At 72.8% G+C, this 24,604-nt stretch carries 24 protein-coding genes and 1 tRNA gene; 17 read left to right on the forward strand and 8 right to left on the reverse strand.

Features of this window, described 5'->3' with window-relative positions:
* The first annotated feature begins 27 nt into the window (after positions 1-27).
* The 8 genes from galU (at position 28) to ACZ6KO_RS24925 (ending at position 5,819) form a co-directional block, all read left to right on the forward strand.
* Positions 28-930, forward strand: coding sequence for a UTP--glucose-1-phosphate uridylyltransferase GalU (galU, locus tag ACZ6KO_RS24890; protein ID WP_469306205.1), 903 nt, complete (start codon positions 28-30; stop codon positions 928-930).
* A 4-nt stretch (positions 931-934) separates the two neighbouring features.
* Positions 935-2,314, forward strand: a complete 1,380-nt coding sequence (gene glp, locus ACZ6KO_RS24895; protein ID WP_469306206.1) for a molybdotransferase-like divisome protein Glp — start codon at positions 935-937, stop codon at positions 2,312-2,314.
* 72 nt (positions 2,315-2,386) lie between these two features.
* Positions 2,387-2,866: a cyclic pyranopterin monophosphate synthase MoaC gene (gene moaC, locus ACZ6KO_RS24900; RefSeq protein ID WP_401452133.1), complete on the forward strand. Its 480-nt coding sequence runs from the start codon at positions 2,387-2,389 to the stop codon at positions 2,864-2,866.
* Positions 2,867-2,904: 38 nt separating this feature from the next.
* Positions 2,905-3,459, forward strand: coding sequence for a MogA/MoaB family molybdenum cofactor biosynthesis protein (locus ACZ6KO_RS24905; RefSeq protein WP_469306354.1), 555 nt, complete (start codon positions 2,905-2,907; stop codon positions 3,457-3,459).
* A gap of 17 nt (positions 3,460-3,476) precedes the next feature.
* Positions 3,477-4,085, forward strand: a complete 609-nt coding sequence (locus ACZ6KO_RS24910) for a GNAT family N-acetyltransferase (protein WP_469306207.1) — start codon at positions 3,477-3,479, stop codon at positions 4,083-4,085.
* 178 nt (positions 4,086-4,263) lie between these two features.
* The gene (gene sepX / locus ACZ6KO_RS24915) at positions 4,264-5,298 is read left to right on the forward strand and encodes a divisome protein SepX/GlpR (protein WP_469306208.1); all 1,035 of its coding nucleotides are present in this window, start codon (positions 4,264-4,266) and stop codon (positions 5,296-5,298) included.
* Between the two features lie 77 nt (positions 5,299-5,375).
* Positions 5,376-5,449, forward strand: a tRNA-Ala gene (locus tag ACZ6KO_RS24920).
* A 139-nt stretch (positions 5,450-5,588) separates the two neighbouring features.
* Complete coding sequence (locus ACZ6KO_RS24925) at positions 5,589-5,819, forward strand: anti-sigma factor family protein (RefSeq protein WP_469306209.1); 231 nt, start codon at positions 5,589-5,591, stop codon at positions 5,817-5,819.
* Between the two features lie 53 nt (positions 5,820-5,872).
* On the opposite strand, the gene ACZ6KO_RS24930 is transcribed toward ACZ6KO_RS24925, so the two are convergent.
* Entirely contained in the window at positions 5,873-7,093 is a 1,221-nt protein-coding gene (locus ACZ6KO_RS24930; RefSeq protein WP_469306210.1) for an RNA-guided endonuclease InsQ/TnpB family protein, read from the reverse strand.
* 234 nt (positions 7,094-7,327) lie between these two features.
* Between ACZ6KO_RS24930 and ACZ6KO_RS24935 the strand changes: the two genes are divergently transcribed.
* Genes ACZ6KO_RS24935 through ACZ6KO_RS24950 form a run of 4 tightly spaced genes read left to right on the forward strand, consistent with a single transcriptional unit; the run spans position 7,328 to position 11,258 of the window.
* Positions 7,328-7,999 carry an RNA polymerase sigma factor gene (locus tag ACZ6KO_RS24935; RefSeq protein WP_469306211.1) on the forward strand — a complete coding sequence of 224 codons (672 nt, stop codon included), beginning with the start codon at positions 7,328-7,330 and terminating at the stop codon, positions 7,997-7,999.
* On the forward strand, positions 7,996-8,229 hold the full coding sequence (locus tag ACZ6KO_RS24940; protein ID WP_469306212.1) for an anti-sigma factor family protein: 234 nt from the start codon (positions 7,996-7,998) through the stop codon (positions 8,227-8,229). Before ACZ6KO_RS24935 ends, ACZ6KO_RS24940 begins: the two co-directional genes overlap by 4 nt.
* A gap of 31 nt (positions 8,230-8,260) precedes the next feature.
* Positions 8,261-9,922: an NAD(P)/FAD-dependent oxidoreductase gene (locus ACZ6KO_RS24945; RefSeq protein WP_469306213.1), complete on the forward strand. Its 1,662-nt coding sequence runs from the start codon at positions 8,261-8,263 to the stop codon at positions 9,920-9,922.
* A complete protein-coding gene (locus ACZ6KO_RS24950) occupies positions 9,915-11,258 on the forward strand; it encodes a hypothetical protein (RefSeq protein ID WP_469306214.1) in 1,344 nt (447 codons plus the stop codon). Before ACZ6KO_RS24945 ends, ACZ6KO_RS24950 begins: the two co-directional genes overlap by 8 nt.
* A 106-nt stretch (positions 11,259-11,364) precedes the next feature.
* Here ACZ6KO_RS24950 and ACZ6KO_RS24955 read toward each other — a convergent pair whose 3' ends face one another.
* The 5 genes from ACZ6KO_RS24955 to ACZ6KO_RS24975 all read right to left on the reverse strand — a co-directional run bounded on the left by ACZ6KO_RS24955 (position 11,365) and on the right by ACZ6KO_RS24975 (position 15,321).
* The gene (locus ACZ6KO_RS24955; protein ID WP_469306215.1) at positions 11,365-11,877 is read right to left on the reverse strand and encodes a DM13 domain-containing protein; all 513 of its coding nucleotides are present in this window, start codon (positions 11,875-11,877) and stop codon (positions 11,365-11,367) included.
* 109 nt (positions 11,878-11,986) lie between these two features.
* Positions 11,987-12,931 (reverse strand): hypothetical protein, encoded by a 945-nt coding sequence (locus ACZ6KO_RS24960; protein ID WP_469306216.1) that lies wholly within the window; start codon positions 12,929-12,931, stop codon positions 11,987-11,989.
* A gap of 129 nt (positions 12,932-13,060) precedes the next feature.
* Positions 13,061-13,804 (reverse strand): hypothetical protein, encoded by a 744-nt coding sequence (locus ACZ6KO_RS24965; RefSeq protein ID WP_469306217.1) that lies wholly within the window; start codon positions 13,802-13,804, stop codon positions 13,061-13,063.
* A gap of 18 nt (positions 13,805-13,822) precedes the next feature.
* A complete protein-coding gene (locus ACZ6KO_RS24970; RefSeq protein WP_469306218.1) occupies positions 13,823-14,698 on the reverse strand; it encodes a hypothetical protein in 876 nt (291 codons plus the stop codon).
* Positions 14,699-14,823: 125 nt separating this feature from the next.
* On the reverse strand, positions 14,824-15,321 hold the full coding sequence (locus ACZ6KO_RS24975) for a GNAT family N-acetyltransferase (protein WP_469306219.1): 498 nt from the start codon (positions 15,319-15,321) through the stop codon (positions 14,824-14,826).
* 114 nt (positions 15,322-15,435) lie between these two features.
* On the opposite strand from ACZ6KO_RS24975, the gene ACZ6KO_RS24980 reads away from it, so the two are divergent.
* Positions 15,436-16,239, forward strand: a complete 804-nt coding sequence (locus ACZ6KO_RS24980) for an exodeoxyribonuclease III (RefSeq protein WP_469306220.1) — start codon at positions 15,436-15,438, stop codon at positions 16,237-16,239.
* On the opposite strand, the gene ACZ6KO_RS24985 is transcribed toward ACZ6KO_RS24980, so the two are convergent.
* Positions 16,236-16,931, reverse strand: coding sequence for a MerR family transcriptional regulator (locus ACZ6KO_RS24985; protein ID WP_469306221.1), 696 nt, complete (start codon positions 16,929-16,931; stop codon positions 16,236-16,238). The two genes, ACZ6KO_RS24980 and ACZ6KO_RS24985, sit on opposite strands and share 4 nt — an antisense overlap.
* A 124-nt stretch (positions 16,932-17,055) precedes the next feature.
* On the opposite strand from ACZ6KO_RS24985, the gene ACZ6KO_RS24990 reads away from it, so the two are divergent.
* The 3 genes from ACZ6KO_RS24990 to ACZ6KO_RS25000 are packed head-to-tail and all read left to right on the forward strand — an operon-like array spanning position 17,056 to position 20,419.
* Positions 17,056-18,627: a flavin-containing monooxygenase gene (locus ACZ6KO_RS24990; RefSeq protein ID WP_469306222.1), complete on the forward strand. Its 1,572-nt coding sequence runs from the start codon at positions 17,056-17,058 to the stop codon at positions 18,625-18,627.
* Positions 18,624-19,532 (forward strand): alpha/beta fold hydrolase, encoded by a 909-nt coding sequence (locus tag ACZ6KO_RS24995; protein ID WP_469306223.1) that lies wholly within the window; start codon positions 18,624-18,626, stop codon positions 19,530-19,532. Before ACZ6KO_RS24990 ends, ACZ6KO_RS24995 begins: the two co-directional genes overlap by 4 nt.
* On the forward strand, positions 19,529-20,419 hold the full coding sequence (locus tag ACZ6KO_RS25000; protein WP_469306224.1) for an SDR family oxidoreductase: 891 nt from the start codon (positions 19,529-19,531) through the stop codon (positions 20,417-20,419). Before ACZ6KO_RS24995 ends, ACZ6KO_RS25000 begins: the two co-directional genes overlap by 4 nt.
* A gap of 56 nt (positions 20,420-20,475) precedes the next feature.
* Here ACZ6KO_RS25000 and ACZ6KO_RS25005 read toward each other — a convergent pair whose 3' ends face one another.
* Positions 20,476-23,823, reverse strand: coding sequence for a S41 family peptidase (locus tag ACZ6KO_RS25005; protein WP_469306225.1), 3,348 nt, complete (start codon positions 23,821-23,823; stop codon positions 20,476-20,478).
* A 176-nt stretch (positions 23,824-23,999) separates the two neighbouring features.
* On the opposite strand from ACZ6KO_RS25005, the gene ACZ6KO_RS25010 reads away from it, so the two are divergent.
* On the forward strand, positions 24,000-24,593 hold the full coding sequence (locus ACZ6KO_RS25010; protein WP_469306226.1) for a TetR/AcrR family transcriptional regulator: 594 nt from the start codon (positions 24,000-24,002) through the stop codon (positions 24,591-24,593).
* The last annotated feature ends 11 nt before the right edge of the window (positions 24,594-24,604 follow it).

Here is a 24,604-nt window from a genome sequence, read left to right on the forward strand (position 1 = left end):
CTTCCGGTACCCACTATCGTTCTGCCCATGACTCAGTTGCACCCCGTGATCACCAAGGCCGTCATTCCGGCCGCGGGCCTCGGCACTCGCTTCCTCCCCGCGACGAAGGCCACGCCCAAGGAAATGCTCCCCGTCGTGGACAAGCCGGCCATCCAGTACGTGGTCGAGGAGGCCGTCGCCGCCGGCCTGGACGACGTACTCATGATCACTGGACGTAACAAGCGTCCGCTCGAGGACCACTTCGACCGGAACTACGAGCTGGAATCGGCGCTCGTCGCCAAGGGCGACGACGAGCGCCTGAAGAAGGTCCAGGAATCCAGCGACCTCGCCACCATGCACTACGTCCGCCAGGGCGACCCGCGGGGCCTGGGCCACGCCGTGCTCTGCGCCGCCCCGCACGTCGGCCACGAGCCCTTCGCGGTTCTCCTCGGCGACGACCTGATCGACCCGCGCGACCCACTGCTCCAGCAGATGGTCGCCGTCCAGCAGCGCACCGGCGGCACCGTCATCGCGCTCATGGAGGTCCCGCAGGAGAACATCCACCTCTACGGCTGCGCCGCCGTCGAGGCCACCGACGAGGACGGCGTCGTCCGGATCACCGGTCTGGTCGAGAAGCCGGACGCGGCCGACGCGCCCAGCAACTACGCGGTCATCGGGCGCTATGTCCTCAACCCCGCGATCTTCGACATACTGCGGGAGACCGAGCCGGGCCGCGGTGGGGAGATCCAGCTCACCGACGCCCTGCAGAAGCTGGCCGCCGACGAGACCGTGGGCGGTCCGGTGCACGGTGTGGTCTTCCGGGGCCGTCGCTACGACACCGGGGACCGCGCCGACTACCTGCGGGCCATCGTCCGCCTCGCGTGCGAGCGTGAGGACCTGGGCCCGGAGTTCCGCACCTGGCTTCACCGTTACGTCACGGAGGAGATGTAGCACCTTGACCAGCCCCGCACCGCAGGACACCGACCGCCAGCGCCTCTGGTCGGTGGACGAGCACCTCGCGGACATCCTCGCCGCCGTCCGGCCGCTGGAGCCCATCGAGCTCCAGCTGCTCGACGCCCAGGGCTGTGTCCTGGTCGAGGACGTGACCGTGCCCGTCGCCCTGCCGCCCTTCGACAACAGCTCCATGGACGGCTACGCCGTCCGCACGGCCGATGTCCAGGGTGCGAGCGAGGGGTTCCCCGCGGTGCTCACGGTCGTCGGGGACGTGGCGGCGGGCAGCGGCGAGCTGCCCACCGTCGGCCCCGGTCAGGCGGCCCGGATCATGACCGGCGCGCCGCTGCCGCCGGGCGCGGAGGCCGTCGTACCGGTCGAATGGACCGACGGCGGCACCGGCGGCGGCGCCGCCGCGGGCATGACGCCCGCCAGCGCCGCCCCCCAGGGCGCCGGCGGCGAGGTCCGGGTGCACCGGGCGGCCGAGGCGCGGGCGCACGTCCGCGCGCGCGGCAGCGACGTCCAGGCCGGCGATCTGGCGCTGGCCGCCGGTACGGTCCTGGGCCCGCCGCAGATCGCGCTGCTGGCCGCCATCGGGCGGGGCACCGTACGGGTCCGCCCGCGCCCGCGCGTGGTGGTGATGTCCACCGGCAGCGAGCTGGTCCAGCCGGGGGAGGCGCTGGCCTCCGGCACGATCTACGACTCCAACAGCTTCGCGCTCGCCGCCGCCGCGCGGGACGCGGGCGCCATCGCCTACCGGGTCGGCGCGGTCGCCGACGACGCCGACACGCTGCGCGCCGCCATCGAGGACCAGCTGATCCGCGCGGACCTGCTGGTCACCACGGGCGGGGTCAGCGTCGGGGCGTACGACGTGGTCAAGGAGGCCCTGTCGGGGGCGGCCGCGGGGACGGGCGCGAGCGGCGTCGGCGGCGCGTCCGGCGAGGGCGCGGGCGACGAGGACGTCGACGCCACCCGGATGGACTTCCGCAAGCTCGCCATGCAGCCGGGCAAGCCCCAGGGCTTCGGCACGGTCGGCCCCGACCACACGCCGCTGCTCGCGCTGCCGGGCAACCCGGTCTCCTCGTACGTCTCCTTCGAGCTGTTCGTCCGGCCCGCCATCCGGGCGCTGATGGGCCTGCCGGACGTCTCCCGTCCGGTCGTACGCGCCCTCGTGAAGTCCGACGGGCCGCTGCGCTCCCCGGCCGGCCGCCGCCAGTTCCTGCGCGGCACGTACGACGCCGAGAGCGGGACGGTCGCCCCGGTCGGCGGATCGGGCTCCCACCTGATCGCGGCCCTCGCCCACGCCGACTCCCTGCTGGTCGTACCGGAGGACGTCACATCGGTGGAGCCGGGGACCGAGCTGGAAGTGGTCCTGCTCGGCTGAGATGCGCCCGGTGCCGGTAGCGTGTTGCACCACACAGGCCTCCGCGAGGCCCAGAGCGGGAGCGGCACAGCGATGAGTACCCACAGCAGGCTGACCCACATCGACGAGGCCGGCGCGGCCCGGATGGTAGACGTCTCCGAGAAGGCGGTCACCACCCGGACGGCCCGCGCGAGCGGACGCGTCCTCGTCGCTCCCCGGGTGATCGAGCTGCTGCGCGGCGAGGGGGTGCCCAAGGGCGACGCCCTCGCCACCGCGCGCATCGCCGGGATCATGGGGGCGAAGAAGACCCCGGACCTGATCCCGCTGTGCCACCCGCTGGCCGTCTCGGGCGTCAAGGTCGACCTGACCGTCGCGGACGACGCGGTGGAGATCCTCGCCACGGTGAAGACCACCGACCGTACGGGCGTGGAGATGGAGGCCCTGACCGCGGTCGCGGTGGCCGGGCTGACCGTGATCGACATGGTCAAGGCGGTGGACAAGGGTGCGGTGATCACCGACGTCCGCGTCGAGGAGAAGACCGGCGGCAAGTCCGGCGACTGGACGCGCGCGTGACTCCCCGGGGCGGCGAGGTCCACAGCCACAGCCACGGTGTGGAGGCCGCCGCTCCCGCGGCGCCCGGTGCGCCCGCCGAGCCCGCCGTGCCCGGCCCGCGGGCCCTGGTGATCACGGCATCCAACCGCGCCTCGGCCGGTGTGTACGAGGACAAGGGCGGGCCGGTGCTCGCCGAGGGCCTCACCCGCCTGGGCTTCGCCGTCGACGGCCCCCGGGTCGTCCCCGACGGCGACCCGGTGGGCCGGGCCCTGCGCGAGGGCGTGGCCGCCGGGTACGACGTCATCCTCACCACCGGCGGGACCGGCATCTCGCCGACCGACCGGACCCCGGACGTGACCGCGCGGGTGCTGGACTACGAGGTCCCCGGCATCCCGCAGGCGATCCGCGCCGAGAACCTCGCCAAGGTGCCCACGGCGGCCCTGTCCCGGGGCCTGGCGGGCGTGGCCGGACGTACCCTGATCGTGAACCTGCCGGGGTCGACCGGCGGCGTACGGGACGGGCTCACCGTGCTGTCCCGGATCCTGCCGCACGCCGTGGACCAGCTCCGCGGCGGTGACCATCCCCGGCCCGCCGCCTCCGGGAGCCAGAGCTGAACGGACCCTCCTGGCCGGTGGTGCTGACGGACGGCGATGTCACACTCCGGCCGATAAAGCTGCGCGACCAGCGCGCCTGGCGCGAGGTGAACCGGCGCAACCGGGACTGGCTGCGCCCGTGGGAGGCGACGATCCCGCCGCCCGCCCCGTGGGGACCGGTGATCCAGCGTCCGACGTACCGCCAGATGGTCCGCCACCTGCGGGCCGAGGCGAACGCGGGGCGGATGCTGCCCTTCGTGATCGAGTACCAGGGCCGGCTGGTCGGGCAGCTGACGGTGGCCGGGATCACCTGGGGTTCGATGTGCGCGGGGCACGTCGGCTACTGGGTCGACCGCGAGGTGGCCGGCCGCGGCGTCATGCCGACGTCGGTCGCGCTCGCCGTGGACCACTGCTTCCACAAGGTCGGCCTGCACCGGATCGAGGTCTGCATCCGCCCGGAGAACGGCCCCAGCCGCCGGGTGGTGGAGAAGCTCGGCTTCCGGGAGGAGGGGCTGCGGCCCCGCTACCTGCACATCGACGGCGCCTGGCGCGACCACCTGGTCTACGCGCTGACGGCGGAGGAGGTGCCGGAGGGGCTGCTGCACCGCTGGCACCGGGCGCGCCGCCGGGGCACCCCGCAGAAATAGGGCCGACGGGCCCAGGTATCTGTTCGAATTGCGTTCGAATTGTGGACGGCTTCGGAGGTGATTCGCCCATAACCTGATCCGAGAAGTCACAAAAAAAGTCCGTGATATCAGCCAGATCGTGCGACACACCGGCCCAATTGGCCGATGCCCTTGCCCGTACCCCTCTACGGTGTGAGGTGTGAGCAGCAGCGGCCTCATCTACGCAGTCATTGTCGGGGCCTGGGCCGCCTACTTGGTGCCCATGTGGCTCCGGAGGCAGGACGAGCTGAACGAGGCCCGTCCGACGGAACGCTTCTCCACCGCCATCCGGCTTCTTTCCGGACGGGCGGGAATGGAGCGCCGTTACGCCAAGGGCCTGCGTGAGCGCGGTGACGAGGAGGCGGAGCCCCCCGCGGACCCGGACGCCGCGACGGAGTTGGTGAATTCCGTCGACGCCGACGCCCGGGCCAACGCCGTGCCTCCGACCCGGCCGGAACCGAGATCCGCGGCGGTCGAGCGGGTGGAGCGGGCCCGGCGCGAACAGCGCCTCCAGGTCCTCGCCCGCCGCCGGCGGACCACCGCGATCCTCTTCCTCACCTTCACGCTCGGCGCGATCGTCGCGGCGGTCGGCGGCCTGCGCCTGCTGTGGGCGCCGGCGGTCCCGGCGGTGCTGCTCAGCGCGTACATCGTGCACCTGCGGATCCAGGAGCGGCGGCGCTTCGCGTTCACCATGGACCGGCGCCGGGCCGAGGCCGCCGCGCGCCGGCTGCGCGAGAACCCCGACAGCGGCCGCGCGCGCCGCCGTGAGCCGGAGGCCGCCGCGGGCCCCGACCCGGACCCCGCCCCACCGGTCTCCCCGCAGGAGGCCGGCCGGCGCGCGCTGGTCGAGCAGACCGACCACGCCGAGTGGGTGGACCAGCAGCGCGAGCGTGAGCGCGGCCCGGCCCGGGGTGACAGCTGGGAGCCCGTCCCGGTCCCGCTCCCGACGTACGTGACCGCGCCCGTCGCCCCGCGCGCCACCGGCCCGGTCGCCCCGGACGGCTGGAGCGCGTCCCGCTCCAGCACGGCGGAGCCGACCGAACCCCGGCTGCGCGCCCAGCGGCCCGCCCCGGACGACGCCGCCCCGGACCGCAAGGCCGAACCTCCGGCCCCGCGCCGCGGCCGCGACCGCGGCCGTACGCCGCTCTTCGACCAGTACGAGAGCGACGACCGCCCCCGGGCCGCGAACGAGTGAAGCACCGCCTGACGTGACCTGCGGGGAACGGATTTTGGAGCCTCCCGGATGGGATGCTAATGTTTCACACGTCGCAAGGGCCTGTGGCGCAGTCTGGTAGCGCACCTCGTTCGCATCGAGGGGGTCTGGGGTTCAAATCCCCACAGGTCCACAAACGACAGTTCGCGAGTAGCTCTCGGGAACGTCATGAGATCCCGTTCCGCCGGAAGGCGGGGCGGGATCTCGGCGTTTGCCGACCGACCGACCGATTGTCCGACCGTCCGTCCGCCGCACGAGAACAGGCAGGTGTCATGAACTGTGCCGAGTTCGTGGAGTTGGTGACCGAGTTCCTCGACGGCTCAATGAGCGAGCCGGCCGAGCTGAGCTGTCTCGTCCACCTGGCGCGGTGCGAGGGCTGCGAGACCTACCTCGGCCAGTTCCGGCAGACCGTCGCGGCGGTGGCTGCCGTGCAGGGCCCGGGCCTGTCCTTCGCGGCACGCGACCAACTCCTCGGAGCGTTCCGCAGCGTGCCGCGCGAGTGACCTCACCGGCCGCCGGCCGTGAAGGTTCTGACGGGGAGGTGACACTCCCCCGCCTAGAGGCGGGGGCTTCTCGGCTCACGCCGGGAAGCTTCCTGCTTCATCACCGACTGCCCGCCCGACGTACGTCGTTGGGGTCTTACACCGGCTCCACAGGCAGACACGGCCAGTCCGGCCGCCAGAAGGTTCTTCGCCGCGTTCACGTCGCGGTCGTGGGTGGTGCCGCAGCCGCACGTCCAGGTGCGAACATGCAGCGGCATCCTGCCCTGCACAGTGCCGCAAGCCGAGCACAGCCTGGAGGAGGGGAAAAAGCGGTCCACGACCACGACTTCCCGCCCGTACCACCGGCCCTTGTATTCGAGCATCGTGCGGAACTGGTGCCAGGCCGCGTCCGAGATCGCCCGGGCGAGGCTGTGGTTCCTGACCATGTTGCGCACGGTCAGGTCCTCGATCACGACCACTTGGTTTTCGCGGACGAGTCGGGTGGTCAGCTTGTGCAGTACGTCACGGCGACGGTCGGCGATGCGGGCGTGGATCTTCGCGACCTTGCGCCGGGCCTTGGCCCGGTTGGTTCCCTCACCCCTGGCCTTGCGGGCGAGCTGCCGCTGGGCCCTGGCGAGCCGGGCACGGTCGGTGCGTTCGTGCCGGGGGTTGGTGATCTTCTCTCCGGTGGAGAGGGTCAGCAGGTGGTCCAGGCCGACATCCACACCGACCGCCGTATCCGTGGCCGGGAGCGGCTCAACGGCGGGGTCCTCGCACAGCATCGACACGAACCAGCGTCCGGCCGCGTCCTGCGACACGGTCACCGTGGACGGGGACGCCCCCTCAGGCAGAGGCCGGTGCCAGACGATGGCCAAAGGCTCCGCCATCTTCGCCAGAGTCAGGCTGCTGTCACGGAACCGGAAACCGCTGGTGGTGTACTCGGCGGACTTCCGGGACTTCTTCCGCGACTTGAAACGCGGGTACTGGGCCCGCTGCGCGAAGAAGTTGGTGAACGCCACTTGCAAGTGCCGAAGGCACTGCTGCAACGGCACGGAGGAGACCTCATTGAGAAACGCCAGTTCCCCGGTCTTCTTCCACACGGTCAGCATCGCCGACGTGGCGTTGTAGTTGACCCGCTCCTGACGCACAGCCCACGCCTCGGTGCGGGCGGCGAGCGCCAGGTTGTAGACCTTCCGGACACACCCGAAGGTGCGCGACAGCTCCGCTGCCTGCTCGTCCGTGGGATGGAAGCGGTACTTGAAGGCCCGCTTCACATGAGCCGTGGTCACGCTCACAAGCTAGTGGGACTACAGGTAAGGATCAAAACCTGCGGGTCAGAGCACTGCGATCCGCCCCGGGGGCGAATCGCAGTTCCTCGCCCTGCTCCGCAGGCGCTTCGTTTCCTCCCCCACCTAGAGGTGGGGGTATCCACGAAGGAGTTCGGATGAACGAACGCCCCCGCTTGTGCCCGCACCCGTTCCGCTGCCCTAGGCTGGCGCTTCCAGTTGACGTCCGGCAAGGAGAGAACAATGGCGGGCCCACGCGAACTGCCCCCGGACGACGTCCTGGTGCAGCGCCTCCGCGCCGGTGACGAGGAGGCGTTCGCCCTGGTCCTGGACTCCTGGTCGGGCGGCATGCTCCGGCTCGCCATGTCGTTCGTGTCGACCAAGGACTCCGCCGAGGAGGCCGTCCAGGACACCTGGCTGGCGGTCATCAGGGGCATCGACGGCTTCGAGGGCCGCGCGTCCCTGAAGACGTGGGTGTACCGGATCCTCGTCAACACCGCCAAGGCGCGCGGCACGAAGGAGAGCAGGACCGTCCCCTTCGCCAGCCTGCTGCCGGAGGAGGAAGGGCCCACGGTCGACGCCGAGCGCTTCCGCGCCCCCGGTGAGCCCCACGCCGGGCACTGGGTCGCCGGGCAGGAACCGCGGCCCTGGCACGTCCCCGAGGACCACGTGCTGCGCGGCGAGGTCCGCGAGATGATCGCGGAGGCGATCGACGAGCTCCCGCCCCGCCTCCGTACCGTGATCACCCTGCGCGACGTCGCCGGGTACGGATCCGACGAGGTGTGTTCGCTCCTGGAGATCTCGCCCGGGAACCAGCGTGTCCTCCTCCATCGGGGCAGGGCCCTGCTGCGCCGTAAGCTGGAGTCGTACTTGTCCGGTGCCCAGGGCGTCGCAGGCGGGAGGGAACGCGCGTGAACTGCAACGACTTCGTGGAGCTGGTGACCGAGTTCCTCGACGGCGCGCTGTCCGAAGGGGACGAGCGGCGCTTCATCGAGCACCTCGCGGAGTGCTCCGGGTGCGAGAACTACCTCGACCAGTTCCGTCAGACGATCGCCGCCACGGGTGAACTGACCCCGGACGGCATCTCGTCGGACGCCCGCAGCAGTCTCCTGTCCGCCTTCCGGGACTGGCAGCGGGACGTGTAACGCATCGGCGGCGAGGCCGCTCTGAACGTGCATGACTCTGCTCAGAAGACTCTTGTTCGGCGTCGTCGCCGGACTGCCCGGCGGTGTGGTCGTCGCGCTCGCGACGGACCCGCCGTGGATCCAGTGGGCCGGGCACACGGTGGTGCTGGGAGCCGTGCTCGGCCTCCTCTTCGGCGAGCACCGGCAGAGCAACGGCTCGGCCTTCTCCGTCGGACTGCTCATCGGCCTGCTCGACTGGGTGACCTGGACCCTCACCCTCGTCCCCGTCCTGGAGGGGGACACGCCGTCGTGGTCGATCGCGGTGGCCGTGGCGCGCTTCCCCGAGCTCGTCGGCGCCGCCCTGTCCGGCGCGATCACCGGGCTCGCCTTCCACGCCCTGTCGACCTGGTTCCCGCCGCGCCCGGCACCCCAGCGGGCCAAACCCCATGTGGTGATCGTCGGCGGTGGCTTCGGCGGGGTCGGGGCCGCGCGCGAACTGGACCGGCGGATCGGCCGTGGGCTCGACGCCCATGTGACGCTGATCAGCGAGTCGAACTTCCTGCTCTTCACCCCGCTCCTCGTCGGCGTCGCCTCCAGCACGGTGGAGGCCAGGCACGTCAGCGCCCCCGTGCGGGTCGGGCTCGACCACGCCTCCTTCCTGCACGGGCGGGTGGCCTCCATCGACACGCAGGCGCGCAGCGCGTACGTCTCCGTCGGCAAGGACGGGATGCTCCGCGTCCCGTACGACCACCTGGTCCTCGCGGTCGGCGGGGTACCGCACTTCTTCGACCTGCCGGGAGTGGCCGAGCACGCCTTCCCGATGAAGTCCATCGAGGACGCGACGGCGCTGCGCGGCCACGTCCTGGGCGCGCTGGAGCAGGCCGATCTGGAGCCGGACCCGGCCGAGCAGGCCCGCTTGCTGACCTTCGTGGTGGCGGGCGGTGGATTCGCCGGTACGGAGCTGGTGGCCGAACTCTTCGACCTCGTCCATGACGTGCTCCACCTCTACCCGCGCCTGCACGGGCTGCGGCCCCGGTTCGTGATCGTGCACGCGGGGGAGCGGCTGCTGCCGGAGCTGTCGCCCGAGCTCGGCGCCTACGCGCAGCGCAAACTCGGCGGGCGGGGCGTCGAGTTCCGTCTGGGCGCGCGGGTGAGCCGGGCCACCGCCGGGGACATCACGCTGAACTCCGGCGAGACCATCCCCACCCGGACCCTGGCCTGGACGGCGGGCAACCGGCCGAACCCGCTGGTGCGTCAGATCGCGCCGGAGACCGGCGGGCCGGTCGCGGTGGAATCCACCTTGCGGGTCCCCGGCGCACCCGGGTTGTGGGCGCTGGGCGACTGCGCGCGGATCCCCGACCCGGCGGGCGGCTTCTACCCGCCGACCGCGCAGCACGCGATCCGCGAGGGCAAGGCGGTGGCGCGGAACATCGCCGCGGTCCTCGGTGGCCGCCGTCCCGTCCCGTTCCGCTTCGGCGGGCTCGGCGTGCTGGTCTCGCTGGGGCACCGTACGGCCGCCGGCGAGATCGGCGGGCGCCGGGTCTCCGGGTTCCTCGCCTGGGTCCTGTGGCGCGGGGTCTATCTGAGCAAGCTGCCCGGTGTGGAGAAGCGGCTGCGGGTCCTCGTCGACTGGACGCTCGACCTCGTCTTCCCCCGGGACATCGCCCTCTCGACCAGCTCGACCGTTTCGAAGAAGGAGGAGCGTCATGCGTAACGCCGGACTCGGAGCCCTGGCCGGCCTCGCGGGAGGACTGGTCTTCGGCGGGGTGATGGTGCAGATCGGATTCCTGCCCACCGTCGCGGCCATCGTCAGAACCGACTCGTCCGCCGTGGGCTTCGCCGTCCACCTGCTGATCGCCGCGATCGTCGGGGCCGTGTTCGGGCTCCTCGTGGCGCGCCAGCGCGAGCTGCTGTTCTGGGGGCTCGCGTACGGCGTGCTGTGGTGGTTCTTCGGCCCGCTGACGCTCCTGCCGCTCCTGCTCGGCAGGCCGGTGGCCTGGGACGTCGCGACCGCGCAGGCGCTGATCCCCAGCCTGCTCGGCCACCTGGCCTACGGAGCGGTCACGGCCGCCGCCCTCGCGCTGCTGGCCCGCGGGGAACGCCGGATCGGGCCCGGAATCCTGGTGCGCGCGTCGGTCGCCGGGCTGGTCGTCGCCTCGGGGCTGCAGATCGGCTGGAACGGGCTGATCGTCGGGGTGCTGCTCGGCGCCTCGTACGCGGTGGTCTTCGGCGACCCCGGCGAGGGCGGTGGCCCGGCCCTGGTGCGCGGCGCCGCCTTCGGCTTCGCGTGGTGGGTGCTCGCGTCCGTGACGGCCGCGCCCCTGCTGGCCGGCCGGGGCCTGGAGTGGACGCCGGACGCGGTGCGCACCGCGGTGGCGTCCCTGCCCGGCCTGCTTCTGCTGGGCGCCGGTACGGCTCTGCTCACCGGCTGGCTGGGCGGCCTGTCCCGGGCGGTGTTCTCGGACGACGTGCGGCACGTCCTCGAAGGGCGCCTGGCCGGAGGACGGGTGATCTCGGTCTGGCACGGCGTCGTCGCCGGCCTGGCCGGCGGCGCGGTCTTCACCGGGGTCATGGTCGCGGTGGGCTTCCTGCCGGCCGTCGCCACCCTGGTCGGCTCGGGGTCCGAGGCCGTGGGCCTCGTCATCCACCTGCTGATCTCGCAGGTCGTGGGCGTCACGTACGCGGTCCTCTTCCGCCGGCGCAGCTTCGACCCGGCCTCGGGCATCGGCTGGGGGGCCTCGTACGGCTTCCTCTGGTGGATCCTGGGCAACCTGACGCTGCTTCCCGTCCTGCTCGGCGGGGCACCCCGGTGGGGCGCCGGCGCGCTGGCCCAGTCCTTCCCCTCGCTCGTCGGCCACCTCGCCTACGGCGCCGTGCTCGGCCTGGTGTACCAGCGGCTGGAGGAGCGGGTCGGCCCGTGGCACCAGTCCCGCAGCGAGGCGGTCGCGGCGCGGGCGGCGGCGCGTCACGCGCAGACGCTGAGCGCGGCGCCCGCGCTGTGGAGCCTGACCGCCTGCGTGGCGCTGCTCATCCCGATCCTGGTGTCGTAGGGGGGGCGGCGGTCCGTCCGGGAGGATCCGGAAAGCCGAGGAGCGGGTGGCGATACGCCACCCGCTCCTCGGCTCTTCCGCGGCCTTTCGGCTCGGCCCGGCTCCGTCACGCGCGCTGCTTCAGCTCGGCAGCACCGAAGGAGACGCTGAAGCGCTCGCACCAGATGGCCACCGTGGAGAACTTGTTCAGGTCGGTACCGGCCGGGATCGCGTAGTTCTGGTTGCCCTCGTTGCCCTTGAGGCTGCCGAGGTCGATGTGCTTGCCGTCGTCGAGGTTGCTGCCGCCGTCCTTCTTGACCGGCTGGTCGCTGAGCCACACGTGCAGGGCCGGACCGTCGGAGGTGCGCAGGTTCGTCAGGCGCAGGGTCGCCGTCCCGTCGGCGAGCCGCTGGATCTCGACCGCGCCGCTGGTCTCGTGCTCGTGCGAGACGAACGCCCCCTTCGCCACCTGCTCGACCGCGCCGGGCTGCTGGCCGGCGGCCGCCGGAGGCGCCTCGTCCACGCGGTCCGTGGTGAACAGCTTCCAGGGCTGGAAGAGGTACAGCCCGACGGCTGCCAGGACGACAACGGCGGCGGTGGTGATCCAGAGGGCGGTGTTACGGCGCTTGCTGCGGCACATGAGGGTTCTTCCGTTCCTTCTCGGGTCTTCGGGGTGCTGGGTGTTCAGAGACGGAAAGAGCGGCGAACGTTACAGATGAACGTCCGCCGCTCCGGTCCGGCTACAGCACTCAGCAGCTCTCGGCGGGGTGCGCCTGCTCGGCGGGCGTGGCCGGGGAGTTCGCGGCCACGGGGGCGGCCACGCGGGCGCGGCGCAGCTCGTCGGCCTCGTCGCGGACGGTGTCGAGGCGGACCTCGAGCATGCTGACGCGCTCGCGGTAGCGCTCCAGCTCGGCCCGGATGAACTCGGCGTCGGCGACCTTGTGCGCGGCCTCCTCGCGGATCGCGGTGGTCTCCTCGGCGAACTTGTCGGTCGCGGCGTCGAGCGCGGCGACGGCCATGTCGGCCGCCTCCTCGGCGAGCGTGGCGCGCTCCTCGGCGGCGAGGATGCGCTGCGCGGCGGCGCGGGTGACCGTCTCGATGCGGGCCTCGGCGGCCGCGGAGTCGGTGATGATCGCCAACTCCTCGATGTAGGAGGGGAGATCGGCGGACAGCTGCTTGATGAGCGCGACGACGGTGTCGCGGGACTGGGCTCCGTCGCCGCACTCGGCCATCGCGAGGGAAGCCACGGCCTCCATCGCCTCCACCGCCTCCATCGCCTCCATGGCCTCCATGGCCTCCTCCACCGGGGCGGTCCCACCGTGCACGGCTGCGGCCGGGGCGGGCTCGGCGGCCTCGGCGGCGGGGGCGTGGCCGTGCTCCTGGGCGACGACCTCGGCCCCGGGGACGGAGGAGGCGGGCCACGACTGCCCGGCGACCGGGGCCGCCGCTGCCGCCTGCGCAGCACCGTTCGCCGCCTCCTCGGCCGCCTTCCTGGCCTCGGCCGCCGCGCGCTTGTCCTCCTTGCGCTGCTGCCGCTTGGCACGGAACTTCCGGAACGCGCCGAGGGCGTTGTGGTCGGGGTGGTCGCAGTAGCGCGAGGCCGGTCCCTCGGCGCCGGGCGCCTGCGGCTCGGGCGTGTGGGTGCAGCCGGGGTAGGCGCAGGTGGGAACGGTCTCGATCGTCTCGACAGACATGGTGTTCAGCCCTTCCTCGTCATGGCTCATACCCGTCAGTGCCGCCGAACGGCCGAACGTTACAAGTGCTGGTCGAGAAAGGGGGGACGGGATCCCGGACGGGCGAGGCCGGGCGGTACCGGCGGGGTCTCAGGTTCCGGGTGTGGGGAGGAACTGGTCGTAGAACGCCGTCTTGAGGGCCAGGGCGCGTTCCTCCAGTTCCCTGAAGGCGGCCGTCGATTCCTCGCGGGCCAGGAGTTCGGTGATGCGGGTGGCCAGGCGGTCGGAGTGGGTGCCCGAGAGCAGGGACACCGTCGCCAGGGAGTGGGACTTCGCGTCGTGGACGTGGTGGGGGTAGTAGAAGCGGGAGCGCGTCTCGCCCTCGCGCGTCAGGTGCCGGCCCATCCGTTCCCACAGCCGGCCGTACTCGACCGAGACCAGGACCTCACCCCAGAAGCGCAGGATCGTCAGCAGGCGCAGGTCGGCGTCGGGGTGGCCGCCCGCGTCGGCGATCAGTTCCAGGGTGTCCTCGATCACCCGCCGCGTCGCGGCCGTCGGCCGGGACGCCACCAGGGCCGCCCGGGAGACCCCGAGCCGGTACAGGTCCCGTGTCATGTCCTCGCGGTGCGAGGGGGTGTGGCCGTGGGCGTCCGGGTACTCCTCGCGCAGGATGATCCGGGCGATCCGCAGCCCCGCCTCGTCGCGCAGCAGGTCGATCGCCAGGTCGTACGACGGTGTGAACGCCAGCGAGACGAAGCGGCGCTGGAGCAGGACCGCGGTGAAGTCCTCGTCCGTGAGCCCGTCGATGCCGGCCAGGACCGGGTGCCGCTCGAACCGTTCGATCAGGGCGTCCTCGAACGCGTCGAGGGCAGTGAGGGTGTCCGTACCGTCCATGGCCGTGCCTTCCGTGGATCAGAGGGTGATGCTTCCGATCGAGCCGCGCCAGTCCCCGAGGTCCACGTCCCTGCCGATGGCCCACAGCGTGGCGAGCTCCCGCTGGACCTCCTCGCCCATCACGGTGTCCTCGCCCTCGATCTCCAGCTGGGTGGAGTCGATGGCGAGCTGCCCGTGCAGGAACGAACTGACCAGGTAGTGCTCGTCGGCCTTGAACACGGCGATGGACGGCAGGGAGTTGTACACCCGGACCCGGAGCAGTGCCCGGTCCTGTGCCCGGCAGCCGCGGGCCAGCTCGGCGAGGCCGGCCAGGCAGCCTTCGACGCTCGCCCGTACGTCGGTGGCGAGCGCGGGGTCGCGCACGGTCCGCAGCGCCTCGTCGCGCAGTCCCGCCACCGGCGAGTGCGGGTGGAGCAGCATCACGCGCACCGGGACCCGCTGGTCGACGATCGCCTTCTCCAGGGACCGCACGAGGTGGTGGAGGTTGGGGATCCAGGTCTGCAGGATGACCACCTCCCGCCCGGCGCGCTCGACGAAGGCGTTGAACTCCTCCTCGGGGAAGCGGCGGTGCACGCGGACCAGGCCGGCGTAGCGCTCCCGCTTCAGGCGCTGCGCGACCGCGTCGATGTCCAGCTTGGACAGCTGCGCCTGGATGTTGCCGTCCAGCCGGGCCAGTTGCGCCTGGACGTCGTCGAGCTTGCGCAGCCGGTCGATCTCCAGCAGCAGGAACACGGTGACCGTGCTGAGGATCAGCAGCGTGACCTTCGGCAGCGCGCCGCCGGGGGCCAGCGCGTCGAGCCACCCGAGCAGGTCGGCCAGCAGGACGACGATGCCCGACGCGGCCATCAGGGCCAGCGCCGTGCGCTCGGCCCGGTAGCGGAATTCGCCCCTCATGCCACTCCAGCCCCCCTGCCCGCCGTCGACGGCATCGAACGTACCCCGGGGCGCGACGGGGAGGCGGGCGTTCCGGACAATCGGATGCCCGGAGCGTCAGGGGCAGGGGCAGGGGGCGGCAGGCGTCAGGGGGCCAGCGGCTTGGTCATGCAGCGGCTGGAGGGGTAGTCGCGGTAGAGGCCGAACTTGTCCGGGGTGATCTCGTAGCCGCTCGACAGGTAGAGGGCGATCGCCTCCGGCTGCTGGTCTCCCGTCTCCAGGGCCATGCGGGTACGGCCCGCCGCGCGGGCGTCGGTCTCCAGGGCGGTCAGGATGCGGCGGGCCAGGCCCTGGCCGCGGGCCTCCGGGACGACGTACATGCGCTTGAGCTCGGCGTCGCCGTCCGCGTAGCCCTCCTCGTTCGCCTCCTGCGTGCGCCAGCCGCCGCTGGCCACCGGGGCGCCGTGCGCGTCGTACGCGAGGAGGTAGAGGCCGTGGGGCGGGGTGAACATCGCCGGGTCCAGGGGTGTGGCGTCGCCCTCACCCTGGTAGCGCACCTGGTACTCGAGCTGGACCTGGTCGTTGAGCTTCACCGCGTCCGGGTGGTCGTACGGCACGGTGACGAGCTGGATCCCGGTAGACATTCGAACATCGTACGGTCGATCGACGGCCGTGTGTCCGGGATGTGGTGCGTCACGCTCTCCGGGCGCCCGCCCCGGTACCCTGCTCCACGTTTGTGCGACTTTGGGGAGCTTGTTGTGATCACCGTGACCTCCGTCAACGTGAACGGCATCCGTGCCGCCGTCAAGAAGGGCCTCGTGCCGTGGCTGGCGCAGACGGACGCCGACGTGGTGTGCATGCAGGAGGTCCGGGCGGAGGAGGTGCAGATCCCGCAGGAGGTGCGGGAGGCCGCCGGCTGGCACGCCGTGTTCGCGCCCGCGGCCGCCAAGGGGCGGGCCGGGGTCGCGGTGTACACGCGGCGCGCGCCCGAGGCGGTGCGGGTCGGCTTCGGCAGCGCCGAGTTCGACGGCTCCGGGCGGTACCTGGAGGCCGATCTGCCGGGGCTGACGGTCGCCAGCCTGTACCTGCCCTCCGGGGAGGCCGGCACCGAGAAGCAGGACGAGAAGTACCGGTTCATGGGCGAGTTCCTCCCCTACCTCAAGGGGCTGCGGGAGCGGGCCGCCGCCGACGGGCGGGAGGTGCTGGTCTGCGGCGACTGGAACATCTGCCACGAGCAGGCCGACCTGAAGAACTGGAAGACCAACCGCAAGAACGCCGGCTTCCTCCCCGAGGAGCGGGAGTGGCTGGGGGCGGTCTACGGCGAGGCCGGGTACGTCGACGTCGTGCGGGCGCTGCACCCGGACCAGGAGGGGCCGTACTCCTGGTGGTCCTACCGCGGCCGGGCCTTCGACAACGACGCCGGCTGGCGGATCGACCTGCACGTGGCGACGCCCGCGCTGGCCGCGCGGGCCGTCAAGGGGTACGTGGAGCGCGCCGAGACCCACCCCGAGCGCTGGTCCGACCACGCCCCCGTGACCGTCGTCTACGGCTCGGGAGTCTAGGCCTGCGGCTGGGGTGTGTTCGCGAGGGTGCGGCGGGCCGCCAGGGCGCGGTCCATCGCCATCGCCAGTTCCGCCTCCACCACGCTCTTGGCCAGTGGGCGCAGCCGTGTCAGGGCGGCCTCGCCGTCCGGGAGGTGGGCGGCGACCAGGTCCGTGAACAGCTCGGCCATCGCGTCCGCGTGTGCGCGCACGCGGCGGCCGGTCTCCAGGACCGCCGCCAGCGGTACGCCCTCGCGGACCAGGGCGGAGGAGACGTCCAGCAGCCGCCGGCTGACGTGCACGATCTCGTCGCCGTCCGTCGCGACGTAACCGAGGGCGAGCGAGGCCGCCAGGTTCTCCGGGGTGACCTCGCCCTCGAAGTAGTCGGCCAGGGCCTCCGGGGTCAGGCGTACCGGGGTCTCCTCCGACCAGCCCATCCCGAGCAGCTCGCTGAGCTGGCTGACGTCGCGGCCGCTCTCGAAGGCGGCGGTGAGCTCCGCGATGCCGCCGAGCGTGTGACCACGTTCCAGCAGTGCGGCGATGGTGCGCAGCCGGGCCAGGTGGTGCTCGTCGTACCAGGCGATCCGGCCCTCGCGCCGCGGCGGCGGGAGCAGCTTGCGCTCACGGTAGAAGCGCAGGGTGCGTACGGGGATGCCGGCCGCCTCGGCCAGCTCCTCCGTGCGGTATTCGCGTACCGTCTGTTCGTCCGCCACACGGGCAGCCTATGGCGTACCGCAGGTAACTTTCCCGGCGAGACCCCTACCCATGGGTACGGAGAGGCTCTACTCTCCCCATCGTGCCAGTGGTTGCTGGCAGAGTCTGTGAAGGGCGGCGGGCGTGGGCGAGCATGTGCGCGTGGCGGTGGTCGGATCCGGATTCGGCGGACTGGGGGCGGCGGTCCGGCTGCGCCGCGAGGGCGTCACCGACTTCGTGGTGCTGGAGCGGGCGGACTCGGTGGGCGGCACCTGGCGGGACAACAGTTATCCCGGGTGCGCCTGCGACGTCCCCTCCCACCTGTATTCGTTCTCGTTCGCGCCCAACCCGGACTGGCCCCGCACCTTCTCCGGGCAGCCCCACATCCGGGCCTACCTGGAGCACGTCGCCGACACCTTCGGGCTGCGCCCGCACATCCGGCTGAACCACGAGGTCCGGATGATGCGCTGGGACGCGGCTGAGCTGCGCTGGGAGATCGAGACCAGCGGCGGGGACTTCACCGCCGACGTGGTCGTCTCCGCCACCGGGCCGCTGTCGGACCCCAGGATGCCGGAGGTGCCCGGGCTCGCGGAGTTCCCCGGCAAGGTCTTCCACTCCGCCCGCTGGGACCACGACTACGACCTGCGCGGCAAGCGGGTCGCCATGATCGGTACGGGCGCCTCGGCCATCCAGATCGTGCCGGCCATCGCCCCCGACGTGGCGCACCTGACGCTGTTCCAGCGGACCGCGCCGTGGGTCCTGCCGCGCACCGACCGGGCGATCAGCGGGCTGGAGCGCTGGCTGCACCGGCAGCTCCCCTTCACCCGCGCCGCGCGCCGCGGCCTGCTGTGGGGGATCCGGGAGCTCCAGGTGAGCGCGTTCACCAAGCGGCCGAACCAGCTGGGCCTGATCGAGTCGCTGGCCAAGGCCAACATGGCGCGGGCGATCAAGGACCCGCAGCTGCGGGCCGGCCTGACGCCGTCGTACCGGATCGGCTGCAAGCGGATCCTGCTCTCCAGCGACTACTACCCGGCCCTGGCCCGCCCCAACGTGGACGTGGTCGCCTCCGGGCTGAAGGAGATCCGGGGCTCGGTGCTGGTCGCCGCCGACGGGACGGAGACCGAGGTCGACGCGATCGTCTTCGGTACGGGCTTCCACGTCACGGACCTGCCGATCGCCGACCGGGTGGTCGGGGCCGAGGGCACGACCCTGGCGGAGGCGTGGAAGGACGGCATGCAGTCGCTGCGCGGGGCGACGGCGGCGGGCTTCCCGAACTGGATGACGATCATCGGCCCGAACACCGGGCTCGGCAACAGCTCCATGATCCTGATGATCGAGTCGCAGCTGAACTACATGGCCGACTACGTGCGCCAGCTGGGCGTCCTCGGCGGCCGCTCGGCCCTCGCGGCCCGGCCCTCGGCCGTGCACGCCTGGAACCGCCGGGTCCAGGACCGGATGCAGCGGACCGTGTGGAACACCGGCGGCTGCACCAGCTGGTACCTGGACGCGAACGGCCGCAACACCACCGTCTGGCCGGGCACCACGGGGGAGTTCCGGCGCGAGACGCGCTCCGTCGACATGGCGGAGTACGAGGTGCTGCGCATCCGGGAGACGGCGGCGGCCCCCGCCGTCCCGGTGGCCGTCCCCGCGGCGGCCCCCGCCGCGCCCGCCTCCGTGCCCGCCGCCGCGCCCGCCGCCGGGGAGGCCGGGCGGTGAGCCGGCTGACGCACGTGACGAGCGGCCCGTACGCGCCGCCCGCCGCCCGCCGCGAGCTGGTCGCCGTCTCCGCCGACGGGGCGCGGCTGCACGTCGAGGTGCACGGCGAGGACGGCGCGCCCGCCGTGGTGCTGGCGCACGGCTGGACCTGCTCCACCGCCTTCTGGGCCGCCCAGGTCCGGGCACTGGCCGCCGACCACCGGGTCGTCGTCTACGACCAGCGCGGTCACGGCCGCAGCCCGGCGGCCCGCGAGTACAGCACGACCGCCCTCGCCGACGACCTCGTCGCCGTCCTGCGCGCCACCCTCGGCGAGGGCGAGAAGGCCGTCGTCGGCGGGCACTCCATGGGCGGGATGACGATCATGGCGGCCGCCGGGCGGCCCGAGTTCGCCGCGCACGCCTCGGCCGCGCTGCTGTGCAGCACCGGCCCGGCGCGCCTGGTCGAGGAGGCCCTGGTGGTGCCGCTGCGCGCCGGACCGGCCCGGACCCGTATCACCAGGGCCGTCCTGGGCAGCCGGTTGCCGCTCGGGCCGGTCACCCCCCTCGGCAAGAAGGTGCTGAAGTACGCCACCATGGCCCCGGGTTCGGCGCCCGAGAAGGTCGAGGCGTGCGCGCGGATCGTGCACGCCTGCCCCACCGCGGTGCGCCACCAGTGGTCGCGGGTACTGGCCGGGCTGGACCTGGAGCGCAACCTCACGCTCCTGACCGTGCCCACGGCCGTCGTCGGCGGGACCGCCGACCGGCTCACCCCGATCGGGCACGCCCGGGGACTCGCGGCCGCCCTGCCGAACTGCACCGGACTCACCGAGCTGACGGGGGTGGGCCACATGACGCCCGTCGAGGCCCCCGAAGCCGTCACCCACGTCATACGCCGGCTGGCCGGAGCGAAGGAGAAGAGCGCGTGAGCAGCGGTCGCGGGAATCTTCAGGGACAGGTCGCCGTCGTCACCGGCGCGGCCCGCGGGGTCGGCGAGCTGCTGGCCCGCAAACTGTCCGCGCGCGGTGCGCGGATCGCGCTGGTGGGGCTGGAGCCCGAGGCGCTCAAGGAGGTCGCCGGGCGGCTGCACACCGACTGCGAGTCCTGGTACGCCGACGTCACCGACCACGAGGCCATGGCCGCCGTCGCCGCGGAGGTCGAGGAGCGCTTCGGCAAGGTGGACATCGTCGTCGCCAACGCCGGTGTCGCCGCGGGCGGGCCGTTCACCGACTCCGACCCGCAGGCCTGGCGGCGCGTCATCGAGGTCAACCTGATCGGCAGCGCGGTCACCGCGCGGGCCTTCCTGCCCGCCGTGACCCGGAGCCGGGGCTACTTCCTCCAGATCGCCTCGCTCGCCGCGATCACCCCGGCGCCGATGATGACGGCGTACTGCGCCTCCAAGTCGGGCGTCGAGGCCTTCGCGCACAGCCTGCGCGCCGAGGTCGGTCACAAGGGCGTACGGGTCGGGGTCGGCTACCTGTCGTGGACCGACACCGACATGGTGCGCGGCGCCGACCAGGACGACGTGATGCGGGAGCTGCGCCAGCGGCTGCCGTGGCCGTCGAACCGGACGTACCCGCTGGGGCCGGCCGTGGACCGGATCGTCGCCGGCATCGAGCGGCGCTCGGCGCACGTGTACGCCCAGTGGTGGCTGCGGGGCATGCAGGGCACCCGCGGCTATCTGCCGGGGATCATCGCGGCGGTCGGGCAGCGGGAGATGAGGCGCTTCGAGCCGCGGCTGGGCAGTGTCTCCAAGGGGCTGGTGGGCGCCGGGGGAGCCGCCGACGAACAGGCCGCGCGGACGCGGCGCGGGTGACGTGACGGGGGCGCGGCCCATCGAGCCGCGCCCCCGGCCGTTCCCGGCCGGCCGCGTCACGTCGTGCGCGGCGGCAGTTTCGGGCGGCGCCGGTCCGGTACGTCCGCGTAGCCGGGCGGGTCCGCCGCCGGGTGCCGCTCCAGCAGCTCCAGCGCCAGGTGCACGGCGTCGTCGAGCTGCGCGTACCGCCCCTCCGCCCAGTCGAGCGGGGTGCGCAGCATCGCCAGGTCCGGCTCGACGCCGTGGTTCTCCACCGACCAGCCGTACTCGGGGAACCAGGCCGCGTTCATCGGCACCGTGATCACCGTGCCGTCACCGAGGGTGTGCCGGCCGGTCATGCCGACCACCCCTCCCCAGGTGCGCTGGCCGACCACCGGGCCCAGGCCCAGCAGCTTGAAGGCGGCGGTGATCATGTCACCGTCCGAGGACGTCGCCTCGTCGGCCAGGGCCACGACCGGGCCGCGCGGCGCGTTGGAGGCGTAACTGACCGGCTGGGCGTCCCGGGTGAGGTCCCAGCCCAGGATCTTGCGGGTCAGTTTCTCCACCACCAGCTCGCTGATGTGCCCGCCCGCGTTGCCGCGTACGTCGACCAGCAGCGCCGGCCGGGACATCTCCATCCGCAGGTCGCGGTTGAACTGGGCCCAGCCCGAGCCGCCCATGTCGGGGATGTGCAGGTAGCCGCACTTGCCGCCGCTGAGCTCGCGCACCACCGCGCGCCGCTTGGCCACCCAGTCCTGGTAGCGCAGCGGCCGCTCGTCGACGAGCGGCACCAGCGCCACCCGGCGCGCCACGCCGCCGCCCTCGGCGCCGCCCTCGCCCTCGCCCTCACCCTCGCCGTCGCCCCCGGCCTCGCTCTCGGCGGGCCGGAAGGTCAGCTCGACGGTGGTGCCGCCGGCCGCCGACAGCAGCGGGAAGGGCCCGGTCACCGGGTCCACCGGGCGGCCGTCGACATGGGTGAGGACCGCCCCCTCGCGGATGCCCGTGCCGGCCAGCGGCGAGCGGGCCTTGGAGTCGGAGGAGTCGCCCGGCAGGATCCGCCGGACCATCCAGGCGCCGTCGCGGCACACCAGGTTGGCGCCGAGCAGGCCGATGGCCCGCTGGTAGTGCGGGGGGCCCTCGTTGCGGCGGGCGGGGGAGACGTACGCGTGCGAGGTGCCCAGCTCGCCGAGGACCTCGCGCAGCAGGTCGGCGAACTCGTCGGGGGAGGCCACCCGTTCGACCAGGGGACGGTACTGGCGCAGCACGCCGTCCCAGTCGATGCCGCACATGTTCGGCTCCCAGAAGAACGCCCGGATGATCCGCCCGGCCTCCTCGAAGGCCTGGCGCCACTCGGCGGCCGGGTCCACCTCGTGCAGGATCCGCCGCAGGTCGAGGTAGACGGTGGAGTCCCCGTCGCCCGACTCGGTGGCCGGTACGGCACGCAGGTCGCCGTCCTCGTTGAGGACCAGCCGGGTGCCGTCGCCGCTGACCGCGAACCAGTCCAGGTCGGAGGCGAGTTCGGCCTTGCGGGCCTTGGTGATGTCGAAGTGCTCCAGCGTGGGCTTGCCGCTGGTGTGCGCGGGGTTGGCGAAGGTCTCGCCGAGGGCGCCCGAGATGGGCCAGCGCAGCCACACCAGGCCGCCGCCGCTGACCGGTTGCAGGGCCGAGTACTTCGACGCGGTCACCGGGAAGGGGTGCACCCGGTTCTCCAGTCCCTCCACCTCGACCGTGACGGTGCCGTCTCCCGAGTCCCCCTCGGCCGGGTCGAGGCCGCCGGCCGCGGGCCGGCCGTCGGGGGAGAGCGCGAAGGGGGACGGGGTCGCCGAGGACAGCGGCACCAGGTACGGGCGGCAGCCCAGCGGGAAGGACAGGTCGCCGGTGTGGACGTCGTACACCGGGTCGAAGCCGCGCCAGGACAGGAAGGCGAGGTAGCGGCCGTCCCGGGTGAACACCGGGTTCTCGTCCTCGAAGCGGCCGTTGGTGACGTCCACGATCGTGCGCCCGCCGGGGCCGGAGATCCGGGCCATCTTGATCTGCCGCAGGGAGCGGCCGATGCCCGGGTGCGACCAGGTCAGCCAGGCGCCGTCGGGGGAGAAGGCGAGGTCGGTCACCGGTCCGTTGAGGGACCGGATCAGCTCGGTCACCTCCCCTGCGGATTCCTCGGTGGCGTCGAGCAGCAGCAGCCGCCCGTCGTTGGAGGCGATCGCGAGGCGCTCCCCGTCGGGGTCGGCGACCAGTTCCAGGACGCGCCCCAGGGCGCCGGAGGCCAGCCGGCGCGGCTCGCGGTCGCCGGAGGCGCGCGGCAGGTAGGCGATCTCGACGGCGTCCTCGCCCTCGGCGTCGGTGACGTACGCGACCTGCCCGCCGGTGCCGAGCATCTCGGGCAGGCGGACCCGTACGCCGGGGGTGTCGGCGATGGTGCGGGCGGGCCCGTCGCGGTGGGTGAGCCAGTACAGGCTGCCGCGCACGGTGACCGCGCTGGCCCGGCCGGTGGCGTCCACGGACAGCGCGTCGACGTTGCTGGCGGCCGGCACCTGGTAGATCCGCCGGCCCGTGCGGGGGCCGCCCAGCCGGACCGCCAGCTTGCGCGGGCCCGCGTCGGGGGCGAGGGAGTCCACCAGCCAGAGCTCGCCCGCGCACTGGTAGACCACGCGCCGGCCGTCGCTGGAGGCGTGCCGGGCGTAGAACTCGTCGTGGTCGGTGTGGCGGCGCAGGTCGCTGCCGTCGGGCAGGCAGGAGTAGAGGTTGCCGGTGCCCTCGTGGTCGGAGAGGAAGGCGATGCGCCCGTCGACGAACATCGGCGAGTCCAGGTGCCCGCCGAGGTCGGGCAGCAGCCGTTCGCCGTGCAGCCACAGCCGGCCGGTGGCCCCGCCGCGGTAGCGCTTCCAGGCGGCGGGCTCGTGGGGCGGCTTGCCGGTGAGCAGCAGGGTGCGCCGCTCGCAGGTGCCGTCCGGGCCGGGTGCGTCCTCGTGGACGGCGATGTCGGAGACCGGGCCCCAGGGCAGCTTTCCGCCGGGGCTGCCGTCGGTGGGCAGGCTGTAGGCCCAGGCGAAGTAGGAGAAGGGCTGGCCGTGCGAGGAGACGGCCAGGATGTCGCTGCGGCCGTCCTTGTCGGGCGGGGTCCAGCCGCAGACCCGGGTGTCGGTGGACCCCCAGTAGGTCAGGCGGTGGGCGGGGCCGCCGGCCACCGGCACCAGGTGGATCTCGGGGTCGAGGCTGCGCCAGGTGGTGAAGGCGATCCGGCTGCCGTCGGGGGAGAACCGGGGGTGGCCCACCCGGGTCCGGTCGACGGTGAGCCGCCAGGCCCGGCCGGGGGTCTCGCCCTCGCCGACCAGGGGGGCGATCCAGAGGTCGTCCTCGGTGGCGAAGCACAGGAGGTCGTCGTGCAGGTGCGGGAAGCGGAGGTACGCGACGTCGTGACTCACCCCCCAATGCTTTCCGCGCCGAGGGGGCCCGGCAACTCGTACAGGTGAACCAGTCGGATCCGGCGGGTCGTGACGCACGCCACTGCCCCATCGAAACGGAACGGTTTCGTTTCGATGGGGGTCGGGGTATCGTCGTAGGTGTACGAAACGGTTTCGTTCGGAGAGGGGATGCGGAGATGGCCGAAGAGGCGACGGCGTCACGGCGCAGCCGGATCACCCCCGAGCGGCAGGCCGAGCTGCACGAGGCGGTCCTGGACCTGCTGCGCGAGGTCGGCTACGACGCGTTGACCATGGACGCGGTCGCGGCACGCACCAAGTCCAGCAAGGCGACCCTCTACCGCCAGTGGGGGAGCAAGCCGGAGCTGGTGGCCAGGGCGCTGCGGTGCACCCAGCCGGTGGCGCTGGCGGACATCGACACGGGCACCGTCCGCGGTGACTTCGCGGTGATGATCCAGCACTCCGACGATGCCCAGATGGCCAAGGACACGGCCCTCCTGCGGGGCCTGGCCCACGCCGTCCACGAGAGCCCGGAGCTCCACAAGGCGCTGCGGGACCTCCTGGTCGACCCGGAGATCACCGGCCTCCAGGCCATGCTCCGACGGGGCGTGGACCGGGGCGAGATCGCCCCGGACTGCAAGGCCCTGGACTTCGTGCCGCACATGCTCATCGGGGCGTTCATCGCCCTCCCGCTGATCGAGGACCGGCCTGTGGACCGGGAGTTCCTCGGCCAGTTCTGCGACGCCGTGGTGTTCCCCGCCCTCGGCGTCTGATCCCGCACTCC

It is taken from the genome of Streptomyces sp. NPDC042102 (assembly GCF_055582305.1).

Bases quoted from the DNA above. Each gene is read 5' to 3' on its own strand.
- galU (WP_469306205.1), top strand. From the start codon at position 28: ATGACTCAGTTGCACCCCGTGATCACCAAGGCCGTCATTCCGGCCGCG.
- moaC (WP_401452133.1), top strand. From the start codon at position 2,387: ATGAGTACCCACAGCAGGCTGACCCACATCGACGAGGCCGGCGCGGCC.
- ACZ6KO_RS24925 (WP_469306209.1), top strand. From the start codon at position 5,589: ATGAACTGTGCCGAGTTCGTGGAGTTGGTGACCGAGTTCCTCGACGGC.
- ACZ6KO_RS24935 (WP_469306211.1), top strand. From the start codon at position 7,328: ATGGCGGGCCCACGCGAACTGCCCCCGGACGACGTCCTGGTGCAGCGC.
- ACZ6KO_RS24945 (WP_469306213.1), top strand. From the start codon at position 8,261: ATGACTCTGCTCAGAAGACTCTTGTTCGGCGTCGTCGCCGGACTGCCC.
- ACZ6KO_RS24950 (WP_469306214.1), top strand. From the start codon at position 9,915: ATGCGTAACGCCGGACTCGGAGCCCTGGCCGGCCTCGCGGGAGGACTG.
- ACZ6KO_RS24955 (WP_469306215.1), bottom strand. From the start codon at position 11,877: ATGTGCCGCAGCAAGCGCCGTAACACCGCCCTCTGGATCACCACCGCC.
- ACZ6KO_RS24960 (WP_469306216.1), bottom strand. From the start codon at position 12,931: ATGTCTGTCGAGACGATCGAGACCGTTCCCACCTGCGCCTACCCCGGC.
- ACZ6KO_RS24965 (WP_469306217.1), bottom strand. From the start codon at position 13,804: ATGGACGGTACGGACACCCTCACTGCCCTCGACGCGTTCGAGGACGCC.
- ACZ6KO_RS24970 (WP_469306218.1), bottom strand. From the start codon at position 14,698: ATGAGGGGCGAATTCCGCTACCGGGCCGAGCGCACGGCGCTGGCCCTG.
- ACZ6KO_RS24975 (WP_469306219.1), bottom strand. From the start codon at position 15,321: ATGTCTACCGGGATCCAGCTCGTCACCGTGCCGTACGACCACCCGGAC.
- ACZ6KO_RS25010 (WP_469306226.1), top strand. From the start codon at position 24,000: ATGGCCGAAGAGGCGACGGCGTCACGGCGCAGCCGGATCACCCCCGAG.